Raw genomic sequence first — 20,391 nt, 5'->3', positions numbered from 1 at the left:
AGGGTGCGGGTGCCGCGCGTCAGGCGGCGCGGCGCCCTTCTGCCCCGCCGGCATCTTCTTCGACCAGCGTGCGGTGCAGCGCGCGGACTGCGGCATCGAAATCGCGGCTTTCGACGATGAACTGGACATCGACGTTACGGATCTGATGCTGCATCGCGATCATTGCGACGCCGGCGTCATCGAGCGCGCGCAGCGCATCGGGCACCAGCCCCGGCCGCGCGATGTCGCTGCCGATCACCGACACCATTGCAACCGGATGCGCCGAGATCGCGGCGTCGGGATATTGTTTTTGCAGATCGGCGATCACCTTTTTCACCGCGCCTGCGCTGGCCGACAGATAGTGGGTGATGGTGTTGGCATTCGACGCCTTGCTGACGATCCACAGGCCGTGACGCGTCAGCACGTCGAGGATTGCGGAATCATAACCCTTCACCCCGACCATATCCTGTTCGAAGAATTGCAGCGCCTGCATCTGGCGGATGCCGGTGACGATCTCGACCCGCGGCACGTCGGAGACATAGGTACCGGTGACGAGCGTGCCGCCATCTTCACGGTCGAAGGTGTTGCGCACGCGCAGCGGAATGTCGGTCTGCCTGAGGCCGCGTCCGGCGCCCGGATGGATCGCCTCCATGCCCAGATTGGCAAGCTGATCGGCGACATCATAATTGGTGCGACCGATCTTGCGCGCTTTATCCTCGCCGACCAGCTTGGGGTCGGCGCTCGAAAGGTGGAATTCCTTGTGGATGATCGCCTCGCGCGCGCCGGTCAGCACCGCGATGCGCGAGAAGGTCATTTCGGTATAGCCGCGCGCAAAACGTTTCACCATGCCGCCTTGGCAGCCGGCATAGCCGGTGACGATCGGCAGCGTCGTCGCCAGATCGATGTCGGCAAAGGCCTCCGCGACCCGCTCGTCGAGCGTGCGCAGATCCTCCTGATCCCAGGCGGTCAGATCGATGAAGCGCGCGTTGACGTCGCGATCACGCAGGAGCAGCGCGGTGCTGTGGGCGCTATGCGCTTCGCCCAGCCCGGCGAGCAATTCGCGGGCGGTGACGAGCTGTTCCTTGACGCAGAAGCGGCCGTGGCTGCGCAGCCGTGCCAGATCATCGAGGCAGGCGGCGACTGCGTCGAGCCGCATGTCGACGAAGGCATCGGCCTCGTCACGGCTCTCGCGGCGCGCGAACATCGCTTCGTTGCGCGCGCGCATCGCACCGCGCACCGCCTCCATCGCGCGGCGCCAGCCATCGCTGTCCTCGTCGTCGGCGACGAAGCGCCCGAACACGCCGGGTTCGCCGGTCTTCTTGTCTTCGAGCAGCAGATTGGTGATCCCGGCATAGGCCGACACCACGAAAATGCGATTGTAGAGATCAGCGCCCGAGCGGCCGGCGATCAGCACATTGTCGAACAATGTCGCGGTCGCGGCCATCGACGTGCCGCCGATCTTTTCGACGCTGTGTCCACCCTTTTTGACGTCCTGTGTCATGCCGCAATCCTTTCGGTCAGCGGGCCTGCCTCGATGGCGAGCGGTTCGGGCGCGCCGCGATGCGCGAGGAACCAAGGGCGCGGCTTGTCGACCCCGAACGGCTTTTCGAGCCGATTGCTCACCGCATTATAGACGAGAAAGGCATTCGCGCGCGGGAAGGGGGTGATGTTGCCGTTCGACCCATGCATCAGATTGCAGTCGAACAGGATCACGGTTCCCGGCGCGCCCGTCGGCGCAACGATACCGTGATCATGCGCCAGTTCGGCGAGGCTGTCCTCGTCGGGAACGCCATATTCCTGGCGCTTCAGCGATTGGCGATAATGGTCGTCGGGGGTTTCGCCGACGCACGTCAGATAAGTGCGATGCGACCCCGGAATGACCATCAGCGGGCCATTGTGCGGCGTGTTCTCGGCGAGCAGAACTGACATCGAGAGCGCGCGCATCCGCGGCATGCCGTCCTCGACATGCCAGGTTTCGAAATCGCTGTGCCAGTAGAATTCCTTGCCCTTGAAGCCGGGTTTGTAATTGAGGCGCGACTGGTGGATATAAACCTCGTCGCCAAGCAGGAAGCGCGCGACCCCCGCCAGCCGCTCGTCGGCAGCAAGCCGCGCCATGATCGCGCTCTGGTTGTGAATGTCGAAGATCGACCGGATTTCGCGGCTCTGCGGCTCGGTGACGATCGTTTCCTCGTCGAGTGCGTCGGGATCGGCGAGCAGCTTGCCTGCGGCGCGCTGCAAATAGGTCACTTCTTCTTCGTCGAAAAGATTCTCAAGCAGCAGATAGCCGTCGCGATCGAAGGCCTCCGCCTGCTCGCGGCTGATCGGTGCGTCGGTTGTCCACGCGCTGCGGACGACCGGGTCGAGCCGCGGCCGCATTTCTGGCGCGGCCGCGTGACGCGATGGGTAGATGTCGGTCATGGGACTTCCCCCTGTTGCTATGGGTTTACTCTGCGGGCGCGGCCTCGCGCGCCGGTTCGCTCGCCATGTCGGCCTCGGCCGGATAGGCACCGCTTGCGTCATGCACTTCCTTGCCCGTGACAGGCGGATTGAAGGCGCAGGCGGTCAGTATGTCGGTTTCGGGACGCACGATGTGGCGGTCGTGCTTGTCGAGCGCATACATCACGCCGGGTTCGAGCCGATGGATTTCGCCGCTGTCCAGGTCCTCGATCGTCCCCGTGCCCTTGAGCACGAACACCGCCTCGAGGTGGTTCTGATAATGCATTTTGAGCTCGCTGCCCGCGAACATGGTGGTGACGTGGAAGGAAAAGCCCATCCCGTCATCCTTGAGCAGCATGCGCGCACTGGCCCAGCCGTTCGAGCGGACGTTGCGGTCGGATTTGCGGATCTGGTCGAGATTGCGGATGATCATGGTCGGTCTCCTGTCTTCATTCGGCGGCGACGGCGTAATCGTCGGCCATCGCTTCGCGGATCTTGGTTTCGAGAATGTCGAGCCCTGCCGAGAGCAGGGCGTCATCGATGACGAGCGGCGCGAGCACCTTGACGATTTCGTCGTGCGCGCCGCTGGTCTCGATGATGAGGCCGGCGTCGAAGCAGGCGGCGGTGATCTCACCGGCGCGTTCTCCCGACCCGACGTTTATGCCGCGCATCATCCCGCGGCCGCGCGTTTCGAAGCCATGTTCGGCGGCGATGCGCGCAAGCCGCTCTTCGAGCAGCGCCCCGCGGCGGCGCACATCGTCGGCGAAAGCGTCGCTGCTCCAGAAATGGCCGAGCGCGGCGGTCGCAGTGACGAAAGCGTGGTTGTTGCCGCGGAACGTCCCATTATGTTCGCCGGGCGACCATTGGTCGAGCTCGGGGCGGAAAAGGGTCAGCGCGAAGGGCAGGCCCATGCCCGACAGCGATTTGGCAAGCGTGACGATGTCGGGGGTGAAGCCCATTTCCTCGAAGCTGAAGAAACTTCCCGTGCGGCCACAGCCTGCCTGAATATCGTCGACGATCAGCAGCGCGCCGTGGCGCTTCGCGATCTCGGCGATCTTGCGCAGCCATTCGGGCGAAGCAGCGTTGAGGCCACCTTCGCCCTGCACCGTTTCGACCAGGATCGCGGCGGGCGCGTCGAGGCCGCTCGACGGATCGGCCAGCCGCTGGTCGAGCAGTTCGGCGGTGTCCACCTCGGGGCCGAAATAGCCGTCATAAGGTTCGTGCGCGACATGGGCGAGCGGGACGCCCGCGCCGCCGCGCTTGGCCGCATTGCCCGTGCAGGCAAGCGCGCCGAGCGTCATGCCGTGAAAGCCGTTGGTGAAGGCGATGACCAGTTCGCGCCCCGTCACCTTGCGGGCGAGCTTGATCGCTGCCTCGACCGCGTTGGTGCCGGTCGGGCCGGTGAACATGACGCGATAGTCGAGTGCGCGCGGCTTCAGGATCACATCCTCGAACGTGTCAAGAAAGGCGGCCTTGGCATCGGTGTGCAGGTCGAGCCCGTGGGCGATGCCGTCGGCGGCGATATAATCGAGCAGCGCCTGCTTCAAAATCGGATGGTTGTGACCATAGTTGAGCGTCGAACAGCCCGACAGGAAGTCGAGATAGCGACCGCCCTGATCGTCGTGCATCCATACGCCTTCGGCCTTGCCGAATTGGCGCGGCATCGCGCGGGCGTAGCTGCGGACCACCGATTCGCGGCGTTCGTAAATGCTCCGGTCGGGAATGGACCCGGACGGTTTGGGTGCGATAATCATGTGAATACCCCTATTCTGCCTGTGTCATTGTGCCTGAGTCATTCAGGCGATGTCGTATCGGTTGGTGTCGTATCGATGGCGAAGGGCCCGATGCGGGCTTGAAACTCGCTGGGATGGACGCCCGCAAAATGGGCGTCGCGTTCGAAGACGATGCTGCGGTCGAGCGTCGTGTCGTGGCGCCGGGCAAGGCCGTGGAACAGCGCCCACGACGCCGCATTGTCGGCGGTGATCGTCGCCAGAACATGTGTCACGCCCGCCTGAGCCGGCCGCATGAGCAGTTCGTCGAGCATCCGGCTGGCGAGCCCCTGGCCCCGTCCTTCGGGCGCGACCGCGACCTGCCAGACGAAGAAGGCGCTCGGTTCGGCGGGCGGGCGATGCCCCGAAATCCAGCCGAGAATGCGGCCGCCGCGTTCGGCGATGATGCAATTGTCGGCGAAATGCGTGCACTGGATCAGATTGAAGTAGCGCGAATTGCGGTCGAGCGGCGGGCAGGCCGCGATCAGCGCGGTGATCGCCGGCCCGTCGGTAGCAACGGGCTTGCGAAAGTGCAGCGACGCGGCGGGTCGGCCGGACGGCGATTCCTTTGTGGATGGTGCCGTGTCCCGTTCCTGTGGCCGGTCAAATATCTTTCATCTCCTGAAATAATGCCAAGCGCATATTCGGACCATTCGGCCCGGTATGCCGCGAAATATAGGGTGCTCATCGCATCGTTCAACCCCGCGGCGACCGTAATGTTTCATGATCTGAAATAAAATTCCGCAACAGAGCGAGGTCGACTTTGCAATTGGCGCCCACTGCGGGCGCGGCTAACAAGGCGGAATGGAGTCCGAGATTGCCAACGCCACCCTGCGCGCGCTGCGGCGCATCCTGCGTGCGACCGAGACGGGCAGTCGCAAGCTGGGCGCGGCGACCGGCCTGACGCCGTCGCAGCTGCTCGTGCTGCGCGATGTGGCGGGCGCGCAGGGCGCCACGCCGGGGCAGGTCGCACAGCGCCTGCAATTCAGCCACGCGACGATCACCGCCATCGTCGACCGGCTGGTTGCAATGGAGCTGGTGACGCGAACGCGAAGCGAGCGCGACAAGCGACAGATGCTGCTGACCGCTACCGACGCGGGTCAGCGCCGCGTTGCCGAGGCGCCCGATATGCTGCAACAGATATTCGCCGACCGCTTCGCCGCGCTGCCCGCATGGGAACAGGCGATGATCCTTGCCGCGGCCGAGCGGCTGGCGATCGTGCTCGGCGCTGCCGACATCGACGCCGCGCCCTTACTCGATACCGGCGCGATCGACCGCGCCTAGCGCGCCAGTTTCCGGATCAATCTTTGCCCTACCGCCGCAGCGCGGCAATGCAGCTGTCGACATTCGCGTCGCGCCCGTCGGGGGTGCGCGCGTCGACATGGGTGGCGAGCGCCTCGGCGCCTGAGCGCTGGGCGTAATAGTAAACGTCCAATACGCATGCCGAACCGGCGAATTGCAGCTTGCGACCCGCGCCCTCGCTGACGTCGAGCCGCGGCTTGCCGAACAGACGCAACGCGCTGTTGGCATCGCGCCCGACGAGGGCATTATTCTGGGTGACACGCGGCGGGTTGAGCGGCGCCGGGGCGCTGCTTGTCGGTGGCGGCGTCACGCGCGGCACGGCGGTGGCGGCGCAGCCGCCGAGCATCAGCGAAAGGCCCGCGAGTGCGGCCATGTTGGTGGTGCGGGTCAAGCCGGTCCCCTTTATCTGTCTGCCCGGCGCAGATGGAGCATGTGGACGGCCATAGCCGCGCTCGCGATGGGCGCCAACAGATTGGCGACGGGAACCAGAAAGCTTGCGGCGGACAGCAGGCCGAGCGACCAGCGGGCGCTCCGCTCAAGCCGTGGCCGGCCGGGATGGCGCGCGAGAACCATCGCCTCGAGATCGCGGCCGAGCAGCATCGCGTTGACGAAAAGGGCAAGGATCGGCGTGCCGATTCCCGTCACCAGGAGGAGGACATAAAAGGGCAGCGCGGCAAGATTGCCAAGGAACAGGCGCGCGAGCGATGCGAGCGCGAGGGCGACCGACTGCCGCCAGCCGACATCGACCGCGCCTGCTGCGGCGGCGGGATAGTGGCGCCTCTCGACATCGGCGACGATGGCGTCGGCGAACAGCCCGACGACGACAATCGCGACGGCGCGAAACAGGAGCCAGCTCCCCGCGATCAGCAGCAGCAGGAACAGCACGCTCGCCATGTCGATCCCCGCCGCGCCCAGCCACTGCCAATGCGCGAGCGCCCAGCGCGCGCCAGCCAAAAGCGCCGCGCCCGCCGCAACGAACAGCAGCAGGGTGAGGGCAAGGCTGATCGCCAGGATACGCAGCACCCGCGGGCTCGACAGGTCGCCGATGGCGAGGAACAGGGCTTGGACGGCGCGGGCCATGCCCCCGAATGGCGCGGCGGGCGCTGCGCCGTCAAGCGTCGCGCTTGCCTTGGCGCCCGCGGCCCCCTAAGGCGCGCGGCATATTTTCCCACGCATCACAGGATTTTTCATGGCCTCCACCGCCCGTTTCGAAGTCGTTGCGATCGGCAATGCGATCGTCGATGTCATTGCTCGCGCCGACGACGCACTGATCGAGGCCGAGGGCCTGACCAAAGGGTCGATGCGACTCATCGATGCCGAAGAGGCTGGGCGGCTGTATGCGGCGATGGGTCCGGCGATCGAAATGTCGGGCGGATCGGCAGCGAACACGCTTGCCGGCATGGCGGCGCTCGGCCGCCGCTGCGCTTTCATCGGCCAGGTTGCCGACGACCAGCTCGGCAGCGTTTTCACGCACGACCTGCGCGCGCTCGGCGTTGCCTATGAAACCCCGGCGCTCAAGGAAGGCGCGCCGACCGCGCGCTGCCTGATCCTCGTCACGCCCGACGGCCAGCGGACGATGAACACCTTCCTCGGCGCGAGCCATCTGCTCGAACAGGCGATGATCGCCGAAGACTGGATCGCCGACGCCGACATCCTCTATCTCGAGGGCTATCTGTGGGATCCGCCGCTGTCGCGCGCCGCGATGCGCCGCGCGATCGACGTCGCACGCGGCGCCGGACGCAAGGTTGCCTTCACCCTGTCCGACGCCTTCATCATCGACCGCCACGGCGATGATTTCCGCGCGCTGATCGGCGAGGGACTGTTCGACATATTGTTCGCCAACGAGGTCGAGATCTGCGCGCTCGCCGGTACGCAGGACTTCGAAGCTGCCGTCGCGGCGATCGCGCCGCGCGTGCCGCTGCTCGTCGTGACGCGCAGCGAAAAGGGCGCGATCGCGGTCGCGAACGGTGAGCGCGTTGCGGTCGGCGCCGAGCCGATCGAGACGGTCGTCGACACCACGGGCGCCGGCGACCTGTTCGCCGCCGGGTTCCTTGCGGGCCAGGCCGAGGGCCGCTCGCTCGCCGATTGCCTGACGATGGGTGCGGTGTGTGCGCGCGAAATCATCGCGCAGGTCGGCCCGCGCGCGCAGACCGATCTCAAAGCCGAAGTCGCCGCGCGGCTCGGCTGACGCGCGGATCAGCTTGCCGGAGCGGCCGTTTCAGGCTGCTTGCGGAACAGCGCGCGGTCGGCCGGGCCGAAGCCGCGCGTCCAGATCAGCCACGCATAGATGCCGAGGATGAAGGGGACCCCGATCAGCAGCTCGGCCCATTCGGGCATCTGCGTCGCGCCCCAGCCGAGAACCGTGGCCCCAGCGGTTGCCCAGACGAGCGCCCAGCGCAGGCTGTTGACCGGTGCGCCGAGGATACGCGCAAGCAGCCGCGCCTTCACCACCGAAGCAAAGCCGAGCGCGAGCATCAGCGCGAGCGCGACCGCTCCGGCATAGGCGATCGGCGGCAACCCCATCGACTTGGCGGTGAGGATCAGCGCGACGCTGAGCACCGCCTGCAGCGCAAGCGTCGCGATGCTGATCAGCAGATTGCGGTGGCGGGCGACATAGACGAGCGCGGCTTCGCTCACCACCGCCGTCGCCGCCACGACCTCCGCTGCGAGCAGGAAGGCGAGCGCCACATTGCCCTCGACGAATTGCGGGCCGACAAGGCCCATCACCGCCTCGCCCGGAATGCCGAGCGCGAGCGCGATTCCTGCTTGCGCCGCGATGATCCAGAAACCGACCTGACTGACCTGCGCGGCGACGGCGGCAAGGCGGTTCTCGGCCAGATTGCGGGTGATGACGGGGCCGAGGATCGGCTCGAAGCTGGTCTTGAGCTTCTGCGGCAGCGAGGCAACCTGCTGCGCCATGTAATAGATGCCGTAGATCGCTGGCGAGGTGAACTGGCCGAGGATGAACAGGTCGAGCCGGCGCGTCCCCCATTCGATCGCATCGGCGGCGGCGAGCGGCGCGTTGCGGCGCGCGAGAGAGATGAGCTGCGCGGGATGCGGGCGCCAGACGCCGGGGCCGCCATAGTGGCGAATCATCGGAATGAGCGCGGTGAAGAAGGTCGCGATCATCGCGGCGGCGTAGGAAAGGATCAACCCGTCGCGCAGCGAATAGAAGGCGAAGCCGAAGGCGGCGGCGCTGATCGCCCAGGGTTCGACGATCGAACGCGCGCGCACCGTGGCGCCGATGTCGTAGCGATAGGCGCAGGCGGCGAGTGCGATGTCGGCACCGGCGATCGCGAAGACGGTGATCGCCACCCAGCGATCCCAGCCGTCGATATCGCCCGAGGGGAACATGAGCTGCGGAAAGGCGAAGAGAATCGCCGAGCCGAACGCCGAGGCGAGGAAGGCGACGAACATGCCGTCCCACACGATATGGCGATGATCGGCGCCCGGCTTGCTGAGCTGTTCGGCGAGGCCCCGCTTGAGCCCGAGCGTCGCAAGCTGCGCGATCAGCTCGATGACGAGCACGGCAAAGGCGAAGCGGCCGACCGCTTCGGGGCCATACCAGCGCCCGGCGAAATAGAGAAAGGGCAGGCGCGCGACGAGGCGCAGGATAAAGCCGAAGAAATTGGTGCGGCCGCCCCTCGCGAGCGCGGCGGTGTCGGCATCCTGCCCGGCCGGGTCGGCCGCCGGGGATGCGGAAGGGGGCGCGGCTGCGCTGTCCGTCTGGCTCAAGCCTGGCGCCCCTTCTGCTGCTCCCCTGTGCGCTGTTTAGCGCGCGGAAAAGGGCGAGGCAATCCGGGCAATCCAGGCAATCGGCAGCAGTGCATCATCGGCCCTCGGGTCGCAGCGGGCGGCTGAGCAGGGCCTGAATGGCGTCGGCAACGCGCGTTTCGCCCGCGACGAGCCGCGCCACCGCGTCGGTGATCGGCATGTCTATCGCATCGGCGCGCGCAGCGGCGGCAATCACCGGGGCGCTGAACGCGCCTTCGGCGACCGTGCGGCGGTCGGCCATCAGGGCCGCTGCGCTCTCGCCGCGCCCTAGCCCCTGGCCGAGCGCGAAATTGCGCGAATTGGACGAGGTGCAGGTAAGGACGAGATCGCCGAGCCCGGCAAGTCCGGCGAGCGTTTCGGCCTGCGCGCCGCGCGCGAGTCCGAAGCGCGTCATCTCCGCAAAGCCGCGGCTGATCAGCGCGGCGCGCGCGTTGAGGCCCAGCCCGGCGCCGTCGACGATGCCGCAGGCGATGGCGAGGACATTCTTGATCGCGCCGCCGATTTCGGCGCCGATCATGTCAGTCGACACATAAGGACGAAAATGCGGGCGGGCGAGCGCGCGGGCGAGCGCCTCGGCGAGCGCGGGGTTTTCGGCAGCGAGCGTGATCGCGGTCGGCAGCCCCGCTGCGACCTCGTGCGCGAAGGTTGGCCCCGACAGCACGGCGAAGCCGCGGCCGGGAAAGATTTCGCGCGCGATGTCGATCGGAAAGTCAAAGCTGCCCGCCTCCATCCCCTTGCTGCAGAAGATCAGCGGCGCATCGCCTGCGGGCAGCGCCGCGAGCACGGCGCGCAGATAGGGCACCGGCACGACGACGAGCAGCGCGTCCAGCCCCGACAGCGCGCCAAGGTCGCTCGTTGCCGTGAGCGAAGGCGACAGCGCCGCACCGGGCAGGAACAGCGGGTTGCGATGTTCGGCGTTGATCGCCGCCACGACGTCTTCCTCGCGGGCCCACAGGCGCACCGGTGCGCCCTCGGCGGCGAGAAGCTGGGCGAGTGCCGTGCCCCAGGCGCCGCCGCCGACGACGCCGAACTTTTCAAATGACGTCATGCTGTCGCGCGTCATCCCTTTACTCCGGCGCCGCGAACCGCTTCGGCTGCGGGATCGAGCGGCCAGCGCGGCCGCGCCGCAGTGTCGAGTGGATCGCTGAGCCCCGCGGCGAAGCGCTCGGCGCCCGCCCAGGCGATCATCGCGCCATTGTCGGTGCAGAGCCACAGCGGCGGCGCGACGAAGGACTTGTCGAACGCGGCGGCAAGGCCGGTGAGCGCGGCGCGGATCGCACCATTGGCAGCGACGCCGCCAGCGACGACGAAGGCGGTGGCTTCGGGGCAGGCGGCGAGTGCGATGCGGCTGCGATCGATCAGGCAGTCGACGACCGCCTGCTGGAACGACGCGGCCACGTCTGCGGGTCGGTGCGTGCCCGAAGCAACCGCGCGCGCCACCGCGCTCTTGAGACCGGCGAAGGAGAAATGCGGTTCGGCGCTACCGACCAGAGGGCGGGGGAGCGGCACCGCATGCGGATCGCCGTCCGCCGCAAGCCGTTCGACCGCCGGACCGCCCGGATAGCCGAGCCCGAGCAGCTTTGCGGTCTTGTCGAAGGCCTCGCCCGCGGCGTCGTCGATCGTGGTGGCAAGCCGCCGATAATCGTCGACACCGCGCACGAGCAGAAGCTGGCAGTGCCCGCCGGAGACAAGCAGCAGCAGATAGGGAAAGCGAAGGTCGGGGTCGGCGAGCCGCGGGCTGAGCGCATGGCCTTCGAGATGGTTGACCGCGATCAGCGGCTTGCCCGCTGCATGGGCGAGCGCCTTGCCGGTGACCAGCCCGACCATGACGCCGCCGATCAGCCCGGGGCCGGCAGTCGCGGCGATGGCATCGACATCGGCGAGTGTCACCCCGGCATCGGCGAGCACGCCTTCGACGATCGGGGCAAGGCGGTCGACATGCGCGCGCGCCGCGATTTCGGGAACGACGCCGCCGTAGGGCTGGTGCTCGGCCTCCTGTCCCGCCACCCGATGCGCGAGGATGCGCCGGTCGTCGGTGACGAGCGCTGCCGCGGTTTCGTCGCAGCTCGATTCGAGGCCAAGGATGAGAGACATAATGTTGCGCCCCCTTACCCGTGCCAGGGGGGCGGGGGCAAGCGGCGGACAATCGAGTCCCTGCGAGACCGTTCGCCACCTTTTCTTTCGCGCGCCGAAGCCCTAGCAGGCGCGCATGGCTTCGATTCCGCTTCCCACGCCCGACCGCCCGCTCCGCCTCGGCACGCGAGCCTCGCCGTTGGCGATGGCGCAGGCCAATATGGCCGCCGCGGCGCTGATCGCCGCCTATGGCATCGCGCCCGAGGCGATCGAGATCGTGCCGATGACCGCTACCGGCGACAAGATCCAGGACCGCGCTCTTGCCGAGGTAGGCGGCAAGGCGCTGTGGACGCGCGAGCTCGACGCGGCGCTCGACGGCGGGCGGATCGACATCGCCGTGCACAGTCTGAAGGATGTCGAGACGCTGCGCGATCCGCGCTTCGCGCTCGGCGCCATGCTCGAGCGCGCCGATCCGCGCGACCGGCTGGTGGTTCGCGACGGGATCGCGGCGGCAGCGATCGCCGACCTGCCGCACGGCGCGCGGCTCGGTACGAGCAGCCCGCGCCGCGCCGCGCAGGTCCGCCGTCTGCGTCCTGACATCCAAACGACGCTGCTACGCGGCAATGTCGCGACGCGGCTTGGCAAGCTGGCGGCGGGGGAGGTCGATGCGACCCTGCTCGCCGCGGCGGGACTCGAACGCCTTGGCATGCATGCGGTCGGAACGGTGCAGCCGGCGGAGATACTCCTGCCCGCCGCGTCGCAGGGCGCGATCGGTATCGAATGCCGCGCCGACGATGCGGCCACGCGGGCGCTGCTGCGCGCGGCCGATCACGAACCCACCCACCGCGCGGTTGCGGCCGAACGGGCGTTTCTGGCGGCGCTCGGCGGCGATTGTCGGTCGCCGGTCGCGGCCTATGCGCGCTGGCTGGCCGACGGGACGCTGCGCCTCGACGCCGAAATCTATTCCGAAGATGGCGCGGACCATGCGATCGGCGAGACGCTGGTGCCCGATCCGGCCGCGGCCGAAGCGCTAGCGCGGCGTCTGCTGGTCGAGGCGCCCGAATCGGTGCGGCGCCTGTTCGCGGCATGACCGAATCGCTGCCGCTGCTCGTGACGCGCGCCGACCCCGGCGGCGCGGCGACGGTGGCGCGGGCGCGGGCGCTGGGGCTCGATGTGCGCAGCATGCCGCTGTTCGCCGCGCGCGCGATCGACTGGACCCTGCCCGATCCCGCGGGTTTCGACGCATTGCTTGTCACGAGCGCGCAGGCGGTGCGGCTGGCCGGACCCGGTTTGCAGGCGCTTGCCGCACTCCCCGTTCATGCCGTGGGCGGCGCGAGCGCTGCAGCCGCGGAAGCGGCGGGCCTGCGCGTCGTGGAGGTCGGTACGCGCGACGGCCAACAGCTTCTTGATGGCATGACGTCCAGAAATTATCGCCATATCCTGTGGCTTTGCGGCCGCGATCATAGCGCGCTGGCGGCGCGCGATGCCGCGTTGACCCCGCTGCCCTGCTATGCGGTCGATCCCGTCGAGCCGCCCGCCGACTGGGCGGCGCTGATCGCTGCGCCGGCGGTGCTGCTCGCCCATTCGGGGCGCGGTGCGGACCGGATCGCAGCGCTGACCGAGGGCCAGCGCGGGCATTTGACGCTTGTCGCGATAAGCCCCGCTGTGGCAGCAAGGGCCGGGGGGGATTGGAAGGCGATCGCGCTTGCCGACCGGCCCGACGATGCGGCGATGGTGGCACAGGCCCGCGCTTTGTGCCACAAGAGCCCCAGACAGGGTCGTGCGAAAGAATAATATGGCAATCGAAAACGACAAACCCGTGCGTATGGACGATGGCGTCCGCAGCAGGGGGCTATCGTTCCGGACGTTGATAGTTGCGGCGCTCGCGCTGCTCGTGGTCGGGATCGTCGGCGGCGGCTGGGCGATGAGTCGACTACTGACCGGCAAGGATGTGCCGCCGGTCGCCAAGGTCGCCGATGTCCCCGCGACCGGCACCGCGCCGGGTGCGGCGTCCGCTGGAGCGGCACCCGATGCGGGGCAGAGCGGGCAGCCAGCGCTGGTCGTGGCGCCTGTCGATGGCGCGAACGCGCTGTCGGCGCGCGTGGCCGAGCTGGAACAGCGGCTGTCGCGCCTCAATCTCGAAGCAGCGTCGGCGTCGGGCAATGCCTCACGCGCCGAAGGGCTGCTGGTCGCCTTCGCGGTGCGCCGCGCGCTCGATCGCGGGCTGCCGCTCGGCTATCTCGAGGCGCAGCTGCGCCTGCGCTTCGGCGACGACCAGCCCAATGCGGTCAAGACGATCATCGACACGTCGCGCGATCCGGTGACGCTGGAGCAGTTGCGCGCCGAACTCGACGCGCTGGCGCCCGAACTCGTCGGCCGCAGCGACGGCGGCGGCAGCTTCTGGACCGGCCTGCGCCGCGAGGTCAGCGAAATGTTCGTCGTCCGTCCGGCGGGCACCCAGTCGCCGCGTGCATCCGAACGGCTCGACCGCGCGCGCCGCTATCTGGCGGGCGGGCAGGTCGACAAGGCGATCGAGGAGGTGCAGGCGATGCCCGGCGCCGCCGAAGCGAAGGACTGGTTGATCGCGGCGCGGCGCTATCATGAGGCGCGGCGCGCGCTTGACCTGATCGAGACCGCGGCGATATTGGAGCCGCGCGACGGACCGACCGCCGCGATGGCCCGCAAGCCGGGCGATCCGACCTCCTGAGCGGGCCTGTATCGACGGGTCCGCGCTTTTGAAGAAAGCTGACCCATGGCCCTCGCCGATCCGCAGCGCATCGAAGCGCTCGACCCGTTCGATCCTCTCGCGCTCGACGCGCAGCTTTCGGAAGAGGAGCGGATGGTCCGCGATGCGGCGCGCGCCTATGCGACCGGCGAGCTTTTGCCCCGCGTCACTTCGGCCTTTCTCGACGAGCGCTTCGACCGCGAGATCATGTCGGAAATGGGTGCGCTCGGCCTGCTCGGCGCGACGATCGACCCCAAATATGGCGGCGCGGGGCTCAATTATGTGAGCTACGGCCTGATTGCGCGCGAAGTCGAGCGCGTCGATTCGGGCTATCGTTCGGCCTGTTCGGTGCAAAGCTCGCTCGTGATGCACCCGATCAATGCCTATGGCAGCGAAGAGCAGAAGATGCGCTTCCTGCCCGGCCTCGCCTCGGGCGAGCTTGTCGGTTGCTTCGGCCTGACTGAACCCGACGCAGGCAGCGACCCCGCCGGGATGCGCACGCGCGCCGAAAAGATCGCAGGCGGATACCGGATCAAGGGCGCGAAGATGTGGATCACCAATTCGCCGATCGCCGACGTCTTCGTCGTCTGGGCGAAGTCCGACGCGCACGACGGCGCGATCCGCGGCTTCATCCTCGAAAAGGGCATGAAGGGCCTCTCGGCACCGAAGATCGAGGGCAAGGTCAGCTTGCGCGCGTCGATCACCGGCGAGATCGTGATGGATGGGGTCGAAGTCGGCGAAGACGCGCTGCTGCCGCATGTCTCGGGGCTGAAGGGGCCGTTCGGCTGCCTCAACCGCGCGCGGTACGGCATCGGCTGGGGCGCGATGGGCGCGGCCGAATTCTGCTATGAGGCGGCGCGCAATTATACGCTCGAGCGCAAGCAGTTTGGGCGCCCGCTGGCGGCGAACCAGATCGTCCAGCTCAAGCTTGCCAATATGCTCACCGAAATCGCGCTCGGCACCCAGGCGGCGCTGCGCGTCGGACGGCTGATCGACGAAGGGCATCTCGCGCCCGACATGATCAGCTTCCTCAAGCGCAACAATTGCGGCAAGGCGCTCGATATCGCACGGGTGGCGCGCGACATGCACGGCGGCAACGGCATCTCGGCCGACTATCATGTGATCCGCCACGCGGTGAATCTGGAAACCGTCAACACCTATGAAGGCACGCATGACGTCCATGCGCTGATCCTCGGCCGCGCGATCACCGGCATCAGCGCCTTTGCCTGAGGCATCGTCGCCAGCGCCGGTGGCCAAGCCCCTCGCGGGACTGCGCGTCGTCGAACTGGCGCGCGTCCTCGCGGGGCCGTGGAGCGGGCAGCTGCTCGCTGACCTTGGCGCCGAGGTGGTGAAGGTCGAGCGCCCCGGCGCTGGCGACGATACGCGCCAATGGGGGCCGCCCTTCGTCACCGGCGCGGCGGGCGAAAATCTGGGCGCCGCTTATTATCACAGCTGCAATCGCGGCAAGCGCAGCGTCGCTGTCGACATCGCGACCGCCGAGGGGCAGGCGGCGGTGCGCGCACTGATCGCCGAAGCCGATGTCGTCATCGAAAATTACAAGGTTGGCGGACTCGTCAAATATGGGCTCGACCCTGCGACGCTGCGCGCCGATTTCCCGCGTCTGATCGTCTGTTCGATCACCGGCTTCGGCCAGACAGGCCCTTATGCGCACCGCGCCGGTTATGATTTCATCGTCCAGGCGATGAGCGGCTTCATGTCGCTGACCGGTGAACCCGACGGGCCGCCGCAAAAGGCGGGGATCGCCTATGCCGACATCTTCACCGGCATGTATGCGACCGTCGGCATATTGGCGGCGCTGCGGCGTCGTGACGCCACCGGGGCTGGCGCGCATGTCGATATGGCGCTGCTCGACAGCCAGGTCGCGGTGCTCGCCAATCAGGCCGCCAATTATCTGGCGAGCGGCGTCGCGCCCAAGCGGATGGGCAATGCGCATGTCAATGTCGTGCCCTATCAGCTGTTTGCGACCGCTGACGGCCAGCTCGTCATCGCGGTGGGCAATGACAGCCAGTATCGCAAGCTGTGCGCGATTTTGGGCGCGCCCGAATGGGCAGAAGATCCCCGCTTCGTGACCAATGCGGCGCGGCTCGCCAATCGCGCCGCGCTCATTCCGCTGCTCGCCGCAAGGATCGCGACCTGGGACGCGCAGCCGCTGTCGCTCGCGCTCGAAGCCGAGGGCGTTCCGGCGGGGCCGATCAACGATCTGGCGGCGGTGTTCGCCGATCCGCAGGTCATTGCGCGCGGCATGCGCATCCGGCCCGACGGCGCCTTTATCGACGGCGTGGCGAGTCCGATCGTGATCGATGGCGAACGCATGGTTGCCGCCGCCGGTGCGCCGCCGCTGCCCTGATCCGCCGAGCCGCGACGCAGCGACCCAAAGAAAAGGGGCGCCGCAGCGGGCGCCCCTTTCCGTTTTTTTTGGCTGTTCGTCGGCAGGTCAGAATTTGACCGTGCCGGTGACGAAGACCTGACGCGGGTTGCCGTAGAAGGCGGTCAAAATGCCTTCGAGGCCGAGCGTCGAGGCGCCCGCCGCATTCTGATAATTGTAGCCCGACGTGATATAGCGCTTGTCGGCCAGATTTTTGCCGTGGAGGCCGATCGAATAATTGCCGCTGTCGGCGGTCCAGACGAGGCTGGCATCCCACAGCGTGTAGCCCGGCTGGTCGAGCGCGGGGATCGGCACTTCGAACTGGTGCGTCAGGCTGCGATAGGACAGCGTCGTCGATGCGTCGATATTGCCGCCCATCGCCGGAATGCCCGCGGCGAGCGTGCCCGACACCGTCCATTTCGGCGTGTTCTGGAAGGTCCGGATATTCGAGACATCGGTGCCGGTAGGGCCGATGAAGCGCTTGTACTTGGCGTCGATATAGCCGAGCGATCCGTTGAAGCGGATGGCCGAACCGGCGCCGGCAAAATCGCGCGCGAGCACTGCATTGGTTTCGGCCTCGACCCCCTGGAGGCGCGCCTTGGCGGCGTTGGTGGTGATACCGCAGAAGCTCTGCACCCCGCCGACGAGGCAGCCGACCGACCCCGGAATCTGCACATCCTTATAGTCCATGTAGAAACCGGCGAGGCTCAGCGTCAGGCGGCGATCGAGCAGCGATCCCTTGTAGCCGATTTCATAGCTGTCGACCTTTTCGGGGTCGAAGGCGAGGAAGTTGTAGATATCGTCATAGGTGCGGCCTGCCGACGGATTGCTGATCGGTGCCGAGGTGCCCGAACCGCGCGGATCGAAACCACCGCCCTTGAAGCCCTTCGAATAGGAGGCATAGACCATATTGTCCGCATTGGGCTTGAAGCTCAGTGAGGCGCGCGGGGTGAATTCCTTGAAGGTGCGCTCGCCGCGGAAATTGGTCGCCACCGCGATGGCGATCGGGGTCAGCGTGCCACCGAACTCCGGCGACAGGCCGGTGATGCGGTTCGCCTTGTAGACAAAGGCGTTGCGATTGTCGCTCGTGTAGCGACCGCCGACCGACAAGCTGAGCTGATCGGTGAAGTCATAGGTGAAATCGCCGAACACCGACCAGGTCTTGGTCCGCACGTCGCCCGCAGTATAGCCGTTGAGGCCGGGCAGCGGCCCGCCGAACGCTGGCGGCAGCGCGGCGCCCGTCAGGCCGAGCAACACGTCGAACGACGTCGCGGCCTGCGCATCGAGATAATAGAAGCCCAGGAGACCTTTCAGCTTGTCGCCTTCATAGAGCAGCTGGAATTCCTGGCTGATTTGCTCGTTGCGGTAGACCGCAGGCACGTCGACGTCGACCGACGGCAGCGAGTCGAAGTCGATCGGGGTGAAGCTGCGGTCCTTGCGCCACGCACTGATCGAACGCAGCGTCAGCGTGTCGGTGAGATTTGCCGTGACATTCATCGCCAGGCCATAGGCCCGGACGTCCTGTTTCGGATTGTTGAGCCCGGCGCGGGTGTCGTAGACATTGTCGAGCACCGGCGCGCCTGAGAAGAGGCCCGGGATCAGGCGATGGCCGTTGCGCGGCGATGATTTGTCGTGGGTATAGTCGCCCGAGATGCGGATAAGCACCGGCGCGCCATTGCCGCCGAATTCCAGCGTGCCGCGGCCGGCCCACACATCCTTGTTGTAGTTTTCGAGGCCGGGGATGTTGAGATTGTCGCCGAAACCGCCGCGCGACAGGCGCGCAACCGACCCGCCGACGCGCAGCATGTCGTTGATCGGCACGCTGGCGGTGACGACCAGATCGGCCTGATTATAGCTGCCATAGGTGCCGCGGATGCGCAGCTCGGGCGAATCGGGGTTGAGCGCGCGCGTCACATATTTGACCGCGCCGCCGATGGTGTTGCGGCCATAGAGCGTTCCCTGCGGACCGCGCAGCACCTCGATCCGCTCGACGTCGTAGATGTCGAGCACCGCCGCTTGCGGGCGGTTGAGATAGACGTCGTCAAGGTAGATGCCGATACCCGCTTCGAAGCCGGGGACCGGATCCTGCTGGCCGACGCCGCGGATGAAGGCGGTGAGCGTCGAATTGGTCCCACGCGAATTCTCGAGCGTGGTGTTCGGCGTCATGTTCGCGACATCGGTGATGTCGATCGCGCCGCGGGTTTCAAGCGCTTCGCCCGAAATGGCGGTGACCGCGACGGGAACGTCGATCAGCCGTTCGTCGCGCCGGCGGGCGGTGACGATGATCTCGGCGCTGTCGTCGGCGGAGCTGGCGCCTTCGTCCTGAGCGAAGGCAGCAGGGGTGAAAGCGATCATCGAGAGCGCGGTCGAGGCCAGAACGGCACGACGCAGCGGGCGAGCGAAGGAACGCATGATGTGTCTCCCATGTGACGGGTGACCCCTCGTCACCCTTTGCGTTTTTTTGGGCCGGTCCTTGCCAAGCCGCGCCGCACCCAATAATGAAACATGAACCAAGGTTCAACTTGGAAGTTGTGAAGGCTATATTTTGCCCTCCGGTGATGCAAAAAGGCCACGCAAGGGGGGCCGCCGGACATTCGGGGCGGAGAGGGAAGGCACAAGATGGATCAGCCGCGATCATCGGCACCGCCGGGCGAAGGGGGCGCAGGCCCCGTCGATGCGGCGGCGCCGGGCAATCCCGACAAGGCGCCGCGCACCGAACGCGGGCGGCGCACGCTGCGCAAGCTGCTCGACGCCGCGGCGATCGAATTCGGCGAGCGCGGGTTTCACGACGCGTCGATCAGCGGCATCACGCGCCGTGCCGGAACCGCGCTGGGCAGTTTCTACACCTATTTCGATTCGAAGGAGGAAATCTTCCAGGCGCTCGTCCGCTATATGAGCGAGCAACTCCGCGATCATGTCACCCCGCTGGTGCAGGCGGCGCCCGACGAAATCGCCGCCGAACGCGTCGGCCTTGAATCCTTCCTGCGCTTCGTGCGCGAGCATAAGGAAATCTATCGCATCATCGACGAGGCCGAATTCGTCGATTATGCCAGCTATCGCCGCCACTATGAAACAACGGTCGAACGCATGCGCCAGCGCCTGGAAAATGGCGCAGCGCGCGGCGAAATCCGCGCCGATGCGGGCGAGGTCCATGCCTGGGCCATCGCCGGCATGAACGTCTTTCTGGGCATGCGCTACGGTCTGTGGGACGAAAGCGCCGACATCGCCGACGTCGCCCGAATCGCCAACGACATGCTGGCGAACGGGCTCAGGAACAAGGATTGATGCGGACGGCGACGGCGATTTTCGCAGAAAACGTTATATTTCATAGCGTTGTGATTGACGGCTCGCGCCGATGTTCTACCGTCTGGCACAGTTCGCCATAAAGGATCGTCATGACTTACGCGCAATCCGCCCGGATGACCTTCGGCAATATGCTGGGCACGCTCGATCACCTCGTCAGCAAAGCCATCGATGCCGGAATGACGGATGAGGTGCTCGCGGACAAATTGACTGATGACATGTTTCCGCTCGAACTGCAGTTCCGCGTTGCGCTCAATCAGGTGGTGTTGGCGCTCAATCAAGTCGGCGGACAGGCGCTACCGCTCGAAGAGGTGGCCTACAAGTCGCTCGCCGAGGTGCGCCAGCGAATTTCTACGATTCGCTCGCTGGTCGAACAAACCGGCCCCGCCGAATGGGCTGACGCCGGTGCCCTCGTCGATCTGACCTTGCCCAATGGCGTTCGTTTCCTGATGTCGGCGGAGGAAGACATCCGCGACTGGATCCTTCCGAACTTCTACTTTCATGTCACGATGGCCTATGCCTTGCTGCGCAATGCGGGTTTGCTCATCGGAAAGATGGATTTCATACCCCATATGGCGCGCCACAAGGCATCGACTGCGGAATAGAGCAAATGTTCCGGACTTCTTGACGCCGCGCCTTGCGAC

Annotated in this window: 20 protein-coding genes; 9 read left to right on the top strand and 11 right to left on the bottom strand. The window is 66.8% G+C overall.

All coding sequences use genetic code 11. The features are described 5' to 3' along the window. Nucleotides 1-19: 19 nt before the first annotated feature. The 5 genes from P1IM2_RS03460 to ectA are packed head-to-tail and all read right to left on the bottom strand — an operon-like array spanning nt 20 to nt 4,669. Nucleotides 20-1,480, bottom strand: a complete 1,461-nt coding sequence (locus P1IM2_RS03460; RefSeq protein ID WP_062901360.1) for an aspartate kinase — start codon at nt 1,478-1,480, stop codon at nt 20-22. Then, nucleotides 1,477-2,397 (bottom strand): ectoine hydroxylase, encoded by a 921-nt coding sequence (gene thpD, locus P1IM2_RS03455; protein WP_186401442.1) that lies wholly within the window; start codon nt 2,395-2,397, stop codon nt 1,477-1,479. Before thpD ends, P1IM2_RS03460 begins: the two co-directional genes overlap by 4 nt. A gap of 25 nt (nt 2,398-2,422) precedes the next feature. Continuing rightward, a complete protein-coding gene (locus P1IM2_RS03450) occupies nt 2,423-2,848 on the bottom strand; it encodes an ectoine synthase (RefSeq protein WP_003042348.1) in 426 nt (141 codons plus the stop codon). A gap of 16 nt (nt 2,849-2,864) precedes the next feature. Continuing rightward, a complete protein-coding gene (gene ectB / locus P1IM2_RS03445) occupies nt 2,865-4,169 on the bottom strand; it encodes a diaminobutyrate--2-oxoglutarate transaminase (RefSeq protein WP_186401441.1) in 1,305 nt (434 codons plus the stop codon). Nucleotides 4,170-4,207: 38 nt separating this feature from the next. Continuing rightward, nucleotides 4,208-4,669, bottom strand: coding sequence for a diaminobutyrate acetyltransferase (gene ectA / locus P1IM2_RS03440; protein WP_313906800.1), 462 nt, complete (start codon nt 4,667-4,669; stop codon nt 4,208-4,210). Nucleotides 4,670-4,988: 319 nt separating this feature from the next. Here ectA and P1IM2_RS03435 point away from each other — a divergent pair, with 319 nt between their 5' ends. Beyond that, on the top strand, nt 4,989-5,468 hold the full coding sequence (locus tag P1IM2_RS03435; RefSeq protein WP_062767514.1) for a MarR family winged helix-turn-helix transcriptional regulator: 480 nt from the start codon (nt 4,989-4,991) through the stop codon (nt 5,466-5,468). 28 nt (nt 5,469-5,496) lie between these two features. Here the strand turns inward: P1IM2_RS03435 and P1IM2_RS03430 are convergent, their stop codons facing one another. Then, nucleotides 5,497-5,877 (bottom strand): hypothetical protein, encoded by a 381-nt coding sequence (locus P1IM2_RS03430; RefSeq protein WP_062901356.1) that lies wholly within the window; start codon nt 5,875-5,877, stop codon nt 5,497-5,499. Nucleotides 5,878-5,888: 11 nt separating this feature from the next. Beyond that, nucleotides 5,889-6,566, bottom strand: a complete 678-nt coding sequence (locus P1IM2_RS03425; protein ID WP_062901355.1) for an EI24 domain-containing protein — start codon at nt 6,564-6,566, stop codon at nt 5,889-5,891. A 109-nt stretch (nt 6,567-6,675) separates the two neighbouring features. Here P1IM2_RS03425 and P1IM2_RS03420 point away from each other — a divergent pair, with 109 nt between their 5' ends. Beyond that, nucleotides 6,676-7,674: an adenosine kinase gene (locus P1IM2_RS03420; protein WP_186401440.1), complete on the top strand. Its 999-nt coding sequence runs from the start codon at nt 6,676-6,678 to the stop codon at nt 7,672-7,674. Nucleotides 7,675-7,682: 8 nt separating this feature from the next. On the opposite strand, the gene P1IM2_RS03415 is transcribed toward P1IM2_RS03420, so the two are convergent. The 3 genes from P1IM2_RS03415 to tsaD all read right to left on the bottom strand — a co-directional run bounded on the left by P1IM2_RS03415 (nt 7,683) and on the right by tsaD (nt 11,354). Continuing rightward, complete coding sequence (locus P1IM2_RS03415) at nt 7,683-9,221, bottom strand: lipopolysaccharide biosynthesis protein (protein WP_062901353.1); 1,539 nt, start codon at nt 9,219-9,221, stop codon at nt 7,683-7,685. Between the two features lie 94 nt (nt 9,222-9,315). Further along, a complete protein-coding gene (locus P1IM2_RS03410) occupies nt 9,316-10,308 on the bottom strand; it encodes an NAD(P)H-dependent glycerol-3-phosphate dehydrogenase (protein ID WP_186401439.1) in 993 nt (330 codons plus the stop codon). Nucleotides 10,309-10,319: 11 nt separating this feature from the next. After that, nucleotides 10,320-11,354: a tRNA (adenosine(37)-N6)-threonylcarbamoyltransferase complex transferase subunit TsaD gene (gene tsaD, locus P1IM2_RS03405; RefSeq protein ID WP_186401438.1), complete on the bottom strand. Its 1,035-nt coding sequence runs from the start codon at nt 11,352-11,354 to the stop codon at nt 10,320-10,322. A gap of 115 nt (nt 11,355-11,469) precedes the next feature. Here tsaD and hemC point away from each other — a divergent pair, with 115 nt between their 5' ends. The 5 genes from hemC to P1IM2_RS03380 are packed head-to-tail and all read left to right on the top strand — an operon-like array spanning nt 11,470 to nt 16,426. Continuing rightward, complete coding sequence (gene hemC / locus P1IM2_RS03400; RefSeq protein WP_186401437.1) at nt 11,470-12,423, top strand: hydroxymethylbilane synthase; 954 nt, start codon at nt 11,470-11,472, stop codon at nt 12,421-12,423. Further along, nucleotides 12,420-13,127 (top strand): uroporphyrinogen-III synthase, encoded by a 708-nt coding sequence (locus P1IM2_RS03395; RefSeq protein WP_186401436.1) that lies wholly within the window; start codon nt 12,420-12,422, stop codon nt 13,125-13,127. Before hemC ends, P1IM2_RS03395 begins: the two co-directional genes overlap by 4 nt. Nucleotide 13,128: 1 nt before the next feature. Next, nucleotides 13,129-14,040 (top strand): mitofilin family membrane protein, encoded by a 912-nt coding sequence (locus tag P1IM2_RS03390; RefSeq protein ID WP_062901349.1) that lies wholly within the window; start codon nt 13,129-13,131, stop codon nt 14,038-14,040. Between the two features lie 45 nt (nt 14,041-14,085). Beyond that, nucleotides 14,086-15,288, top strand: a complete 1,203-nt coding sequence (locus P1IM2_RS03385; protein ID WP_062901348.1) for an acyl-CoA dehydrogenase — start codon at nt 14,086-14,088, stop codon at nt 15,286-15,288. Between the two features lie 19 nt (nt 15,289-15,307). Continuing rightward, on the top strand, nt 15,308-16,426 hold the full coding sequence (locus P1IM2_RS03380) for a CaiB/BaiF CoA-transferase family protein (RefSeq protein WP_186401435.1): 1,119 nt from the start codon (nt 15,308-15,310) through the stop codon (nt 16,424-16,426). An 87-nt stretch (nt 16,427-16,513) separates the two neighbouring features. On the opposite strand, the gene P1IM2_RS03375 is transcribed toward P1IM2_RS03380, so the two are convergent. After that, nucleotides 16,514-18,856, bottom strand: coding sequence for a TonB-dependent receptor (locus tag P1IM2_RS03375; RefSeq protein WP_186401434.1), 2,343 nt, complete (start codon nt 18,854-18,856; stop codon nt 16,514-16,516). A gap of 207 nt (nt 18,857-19,063) precedes the next feature. Between P1IM2_RS03375 and P1IM2_RS03370 the strand changes: the two genes are divergently transcribed. Continuing rightward, entirely contained in the window at nt 19,064-19,729 is a 666-nt protein-coding gene (locus tag P1IM2_RS03370) for a TetR/AcrR family transcriptional regulator (protein WP_062901345.1), read from the top strand. A gap of 110 nt (nt 19,730-19,839) precedes the next feature. Continuing rightward, entirely contained in the window at nt 19,840-20,352 is a 513-nt protein-coding gene (locus P1IM2_RS03365; RefSeq protein ID WP_186401433.1) for a DUF1993 family protein, read from the top strand. Nucleotides 20,353-20,391 lie beyond the last annotated feature (39 nt).

Origin of the sequence: Sphingopyxis sp. P1IMeth2 (assembly GCF_900185685.1) — a bacterium.
Taxonomy (GTDB): Bacteria; Pseudomonadota; Alphaproteobacteria; order Sphingomonadales; family Sphingomonadaceae; genus Sphingopyxis; species Sphingopyxis terrae_A.
This window is presented reverse-complemented; position numbering and strand designations above follow the sequence as displayed.

What these genes read in the sequence shown, in the direction of transcription:
- P1IM2_RS03460 (WP_062901360.1), bottom strand. Translation starts at nt 1,480, where the DNA reads ATGACACAGGACGTCAAAAAGGGTGGACACAGCGTCGAAAAGATCGGC.
- thpD (WP_186401442.1), bottom strand. Translation starts at nt 2,397, where the DNA reads ATGACCGACATCTACCCATCGCGTCACGCGGCCGCGCCAGAAATGCGG.
- P1IM2_RS03450 (WP_003042348.1), bottom strand. Translation starts at nt 2,848, where the DNA reads ATGATCATCCGCAATCTCGACCAGATCCGCAAATCCGACCGCAACGTC.
- ectB (WP_186401441.1), bottom strand. Translation starts at nt 4,169, where the DNA reads ATGATTATCGCACCCAAACCGTCCGGGTCCATTCCCGACCGGAGCATT.
- P1IM2_RS03435 (WP_062767514.1), top strand. Translation starts at nt 4,989, where the DNA reads ATGGAGTCCGAGATTGCCAACGCCACCCTGCGCGCGCTGCGGCGCATC.
- P1IM2_RS03425 (WP_062901355.1), bottom strand. Translation starts at nt 6,566, where the DNA reads ATGGCCCGCGCCGTCCAAGCCCTGTTCCTCGCCATCGGCGACCTGTCG.
- P1IM2_RS03420 (WP_186401440.1), top strand. Translation starts at nt 6,676, where the DNA reads ATGGCCTCCACCGCCCGTTTCGAAGTCGTTGCGATCGGCAATGCGATC.
- P1IM2_RS03410 (WP_186401439.1), bottom strand. Translation starts at nt 10,308, where the DNA reads ATGACGTCATTTGAAAAGTTCGGCGTCGTCGGCGGCGGCGCCTGGGGC.
- tsaD (WP_186401438.1), bottom strand. Translation starts at nt 11,354, where the DNA reads ATGTCTCTCATCCTTGGCCTCGAATCGAGCTGCGACGAAACCGCGGCA.
- hemC (WP_186401437.1), top strand. Translation starts at nt 11,470, where the DNA reads ATGGCTTCGATTCCGCTTCCCACGCCCGACCGCCCGCTCCGCCTCGGC.
- P1IM2_RS03395 (WP_186401436.1), top strand. Translation starts at nt 12,420, where the DNA reads ATGACCGAATCGCTGCCGCTGCTCGTGACGCGCGCCGACCCCGGCGGC.
- P1IM2_RS03390 (WP_062901349.1), top strand. Translation starts at nt 13,129, where the DNA reads ATGGCAATCGAAAACGACAAACCCGTGCGTATGGACGATGGCGTCCGC.
- P1IM2_RS03385 (WP_062901348.1), top strand. Translation starts at nt 14,086, where the DNA reads ATGGCCCTCGCCGATCCGCAGCGCATCGAAGCGCTCGACCCGTTCGAT.
- P1IM2_RS03375 (WP_186401434.1), bottom strand. Translation starts at nt 18,856, where the DNA reads ATGCGTTCCTTCGCTCGCCCGCTGCGTCGTGCCGTTCTGGCCTCGACC.
- P1IM2_RS03370 (WP_062901345.1), top strand. Translation starts at nt 19,064, where the DNA reads ATGGATCAGCCGCGATCATCGGCACCGCCGGGCGAAGGGGGCGCAGGC.
- P1IM2_RS03365 (WP_186401433.1), top strand. Translation starts at nt 19,840, where the DNA reads ATGACTTACGCGCAATCCGCCCGGATGACCTTCGGCAATATGCTGGGC.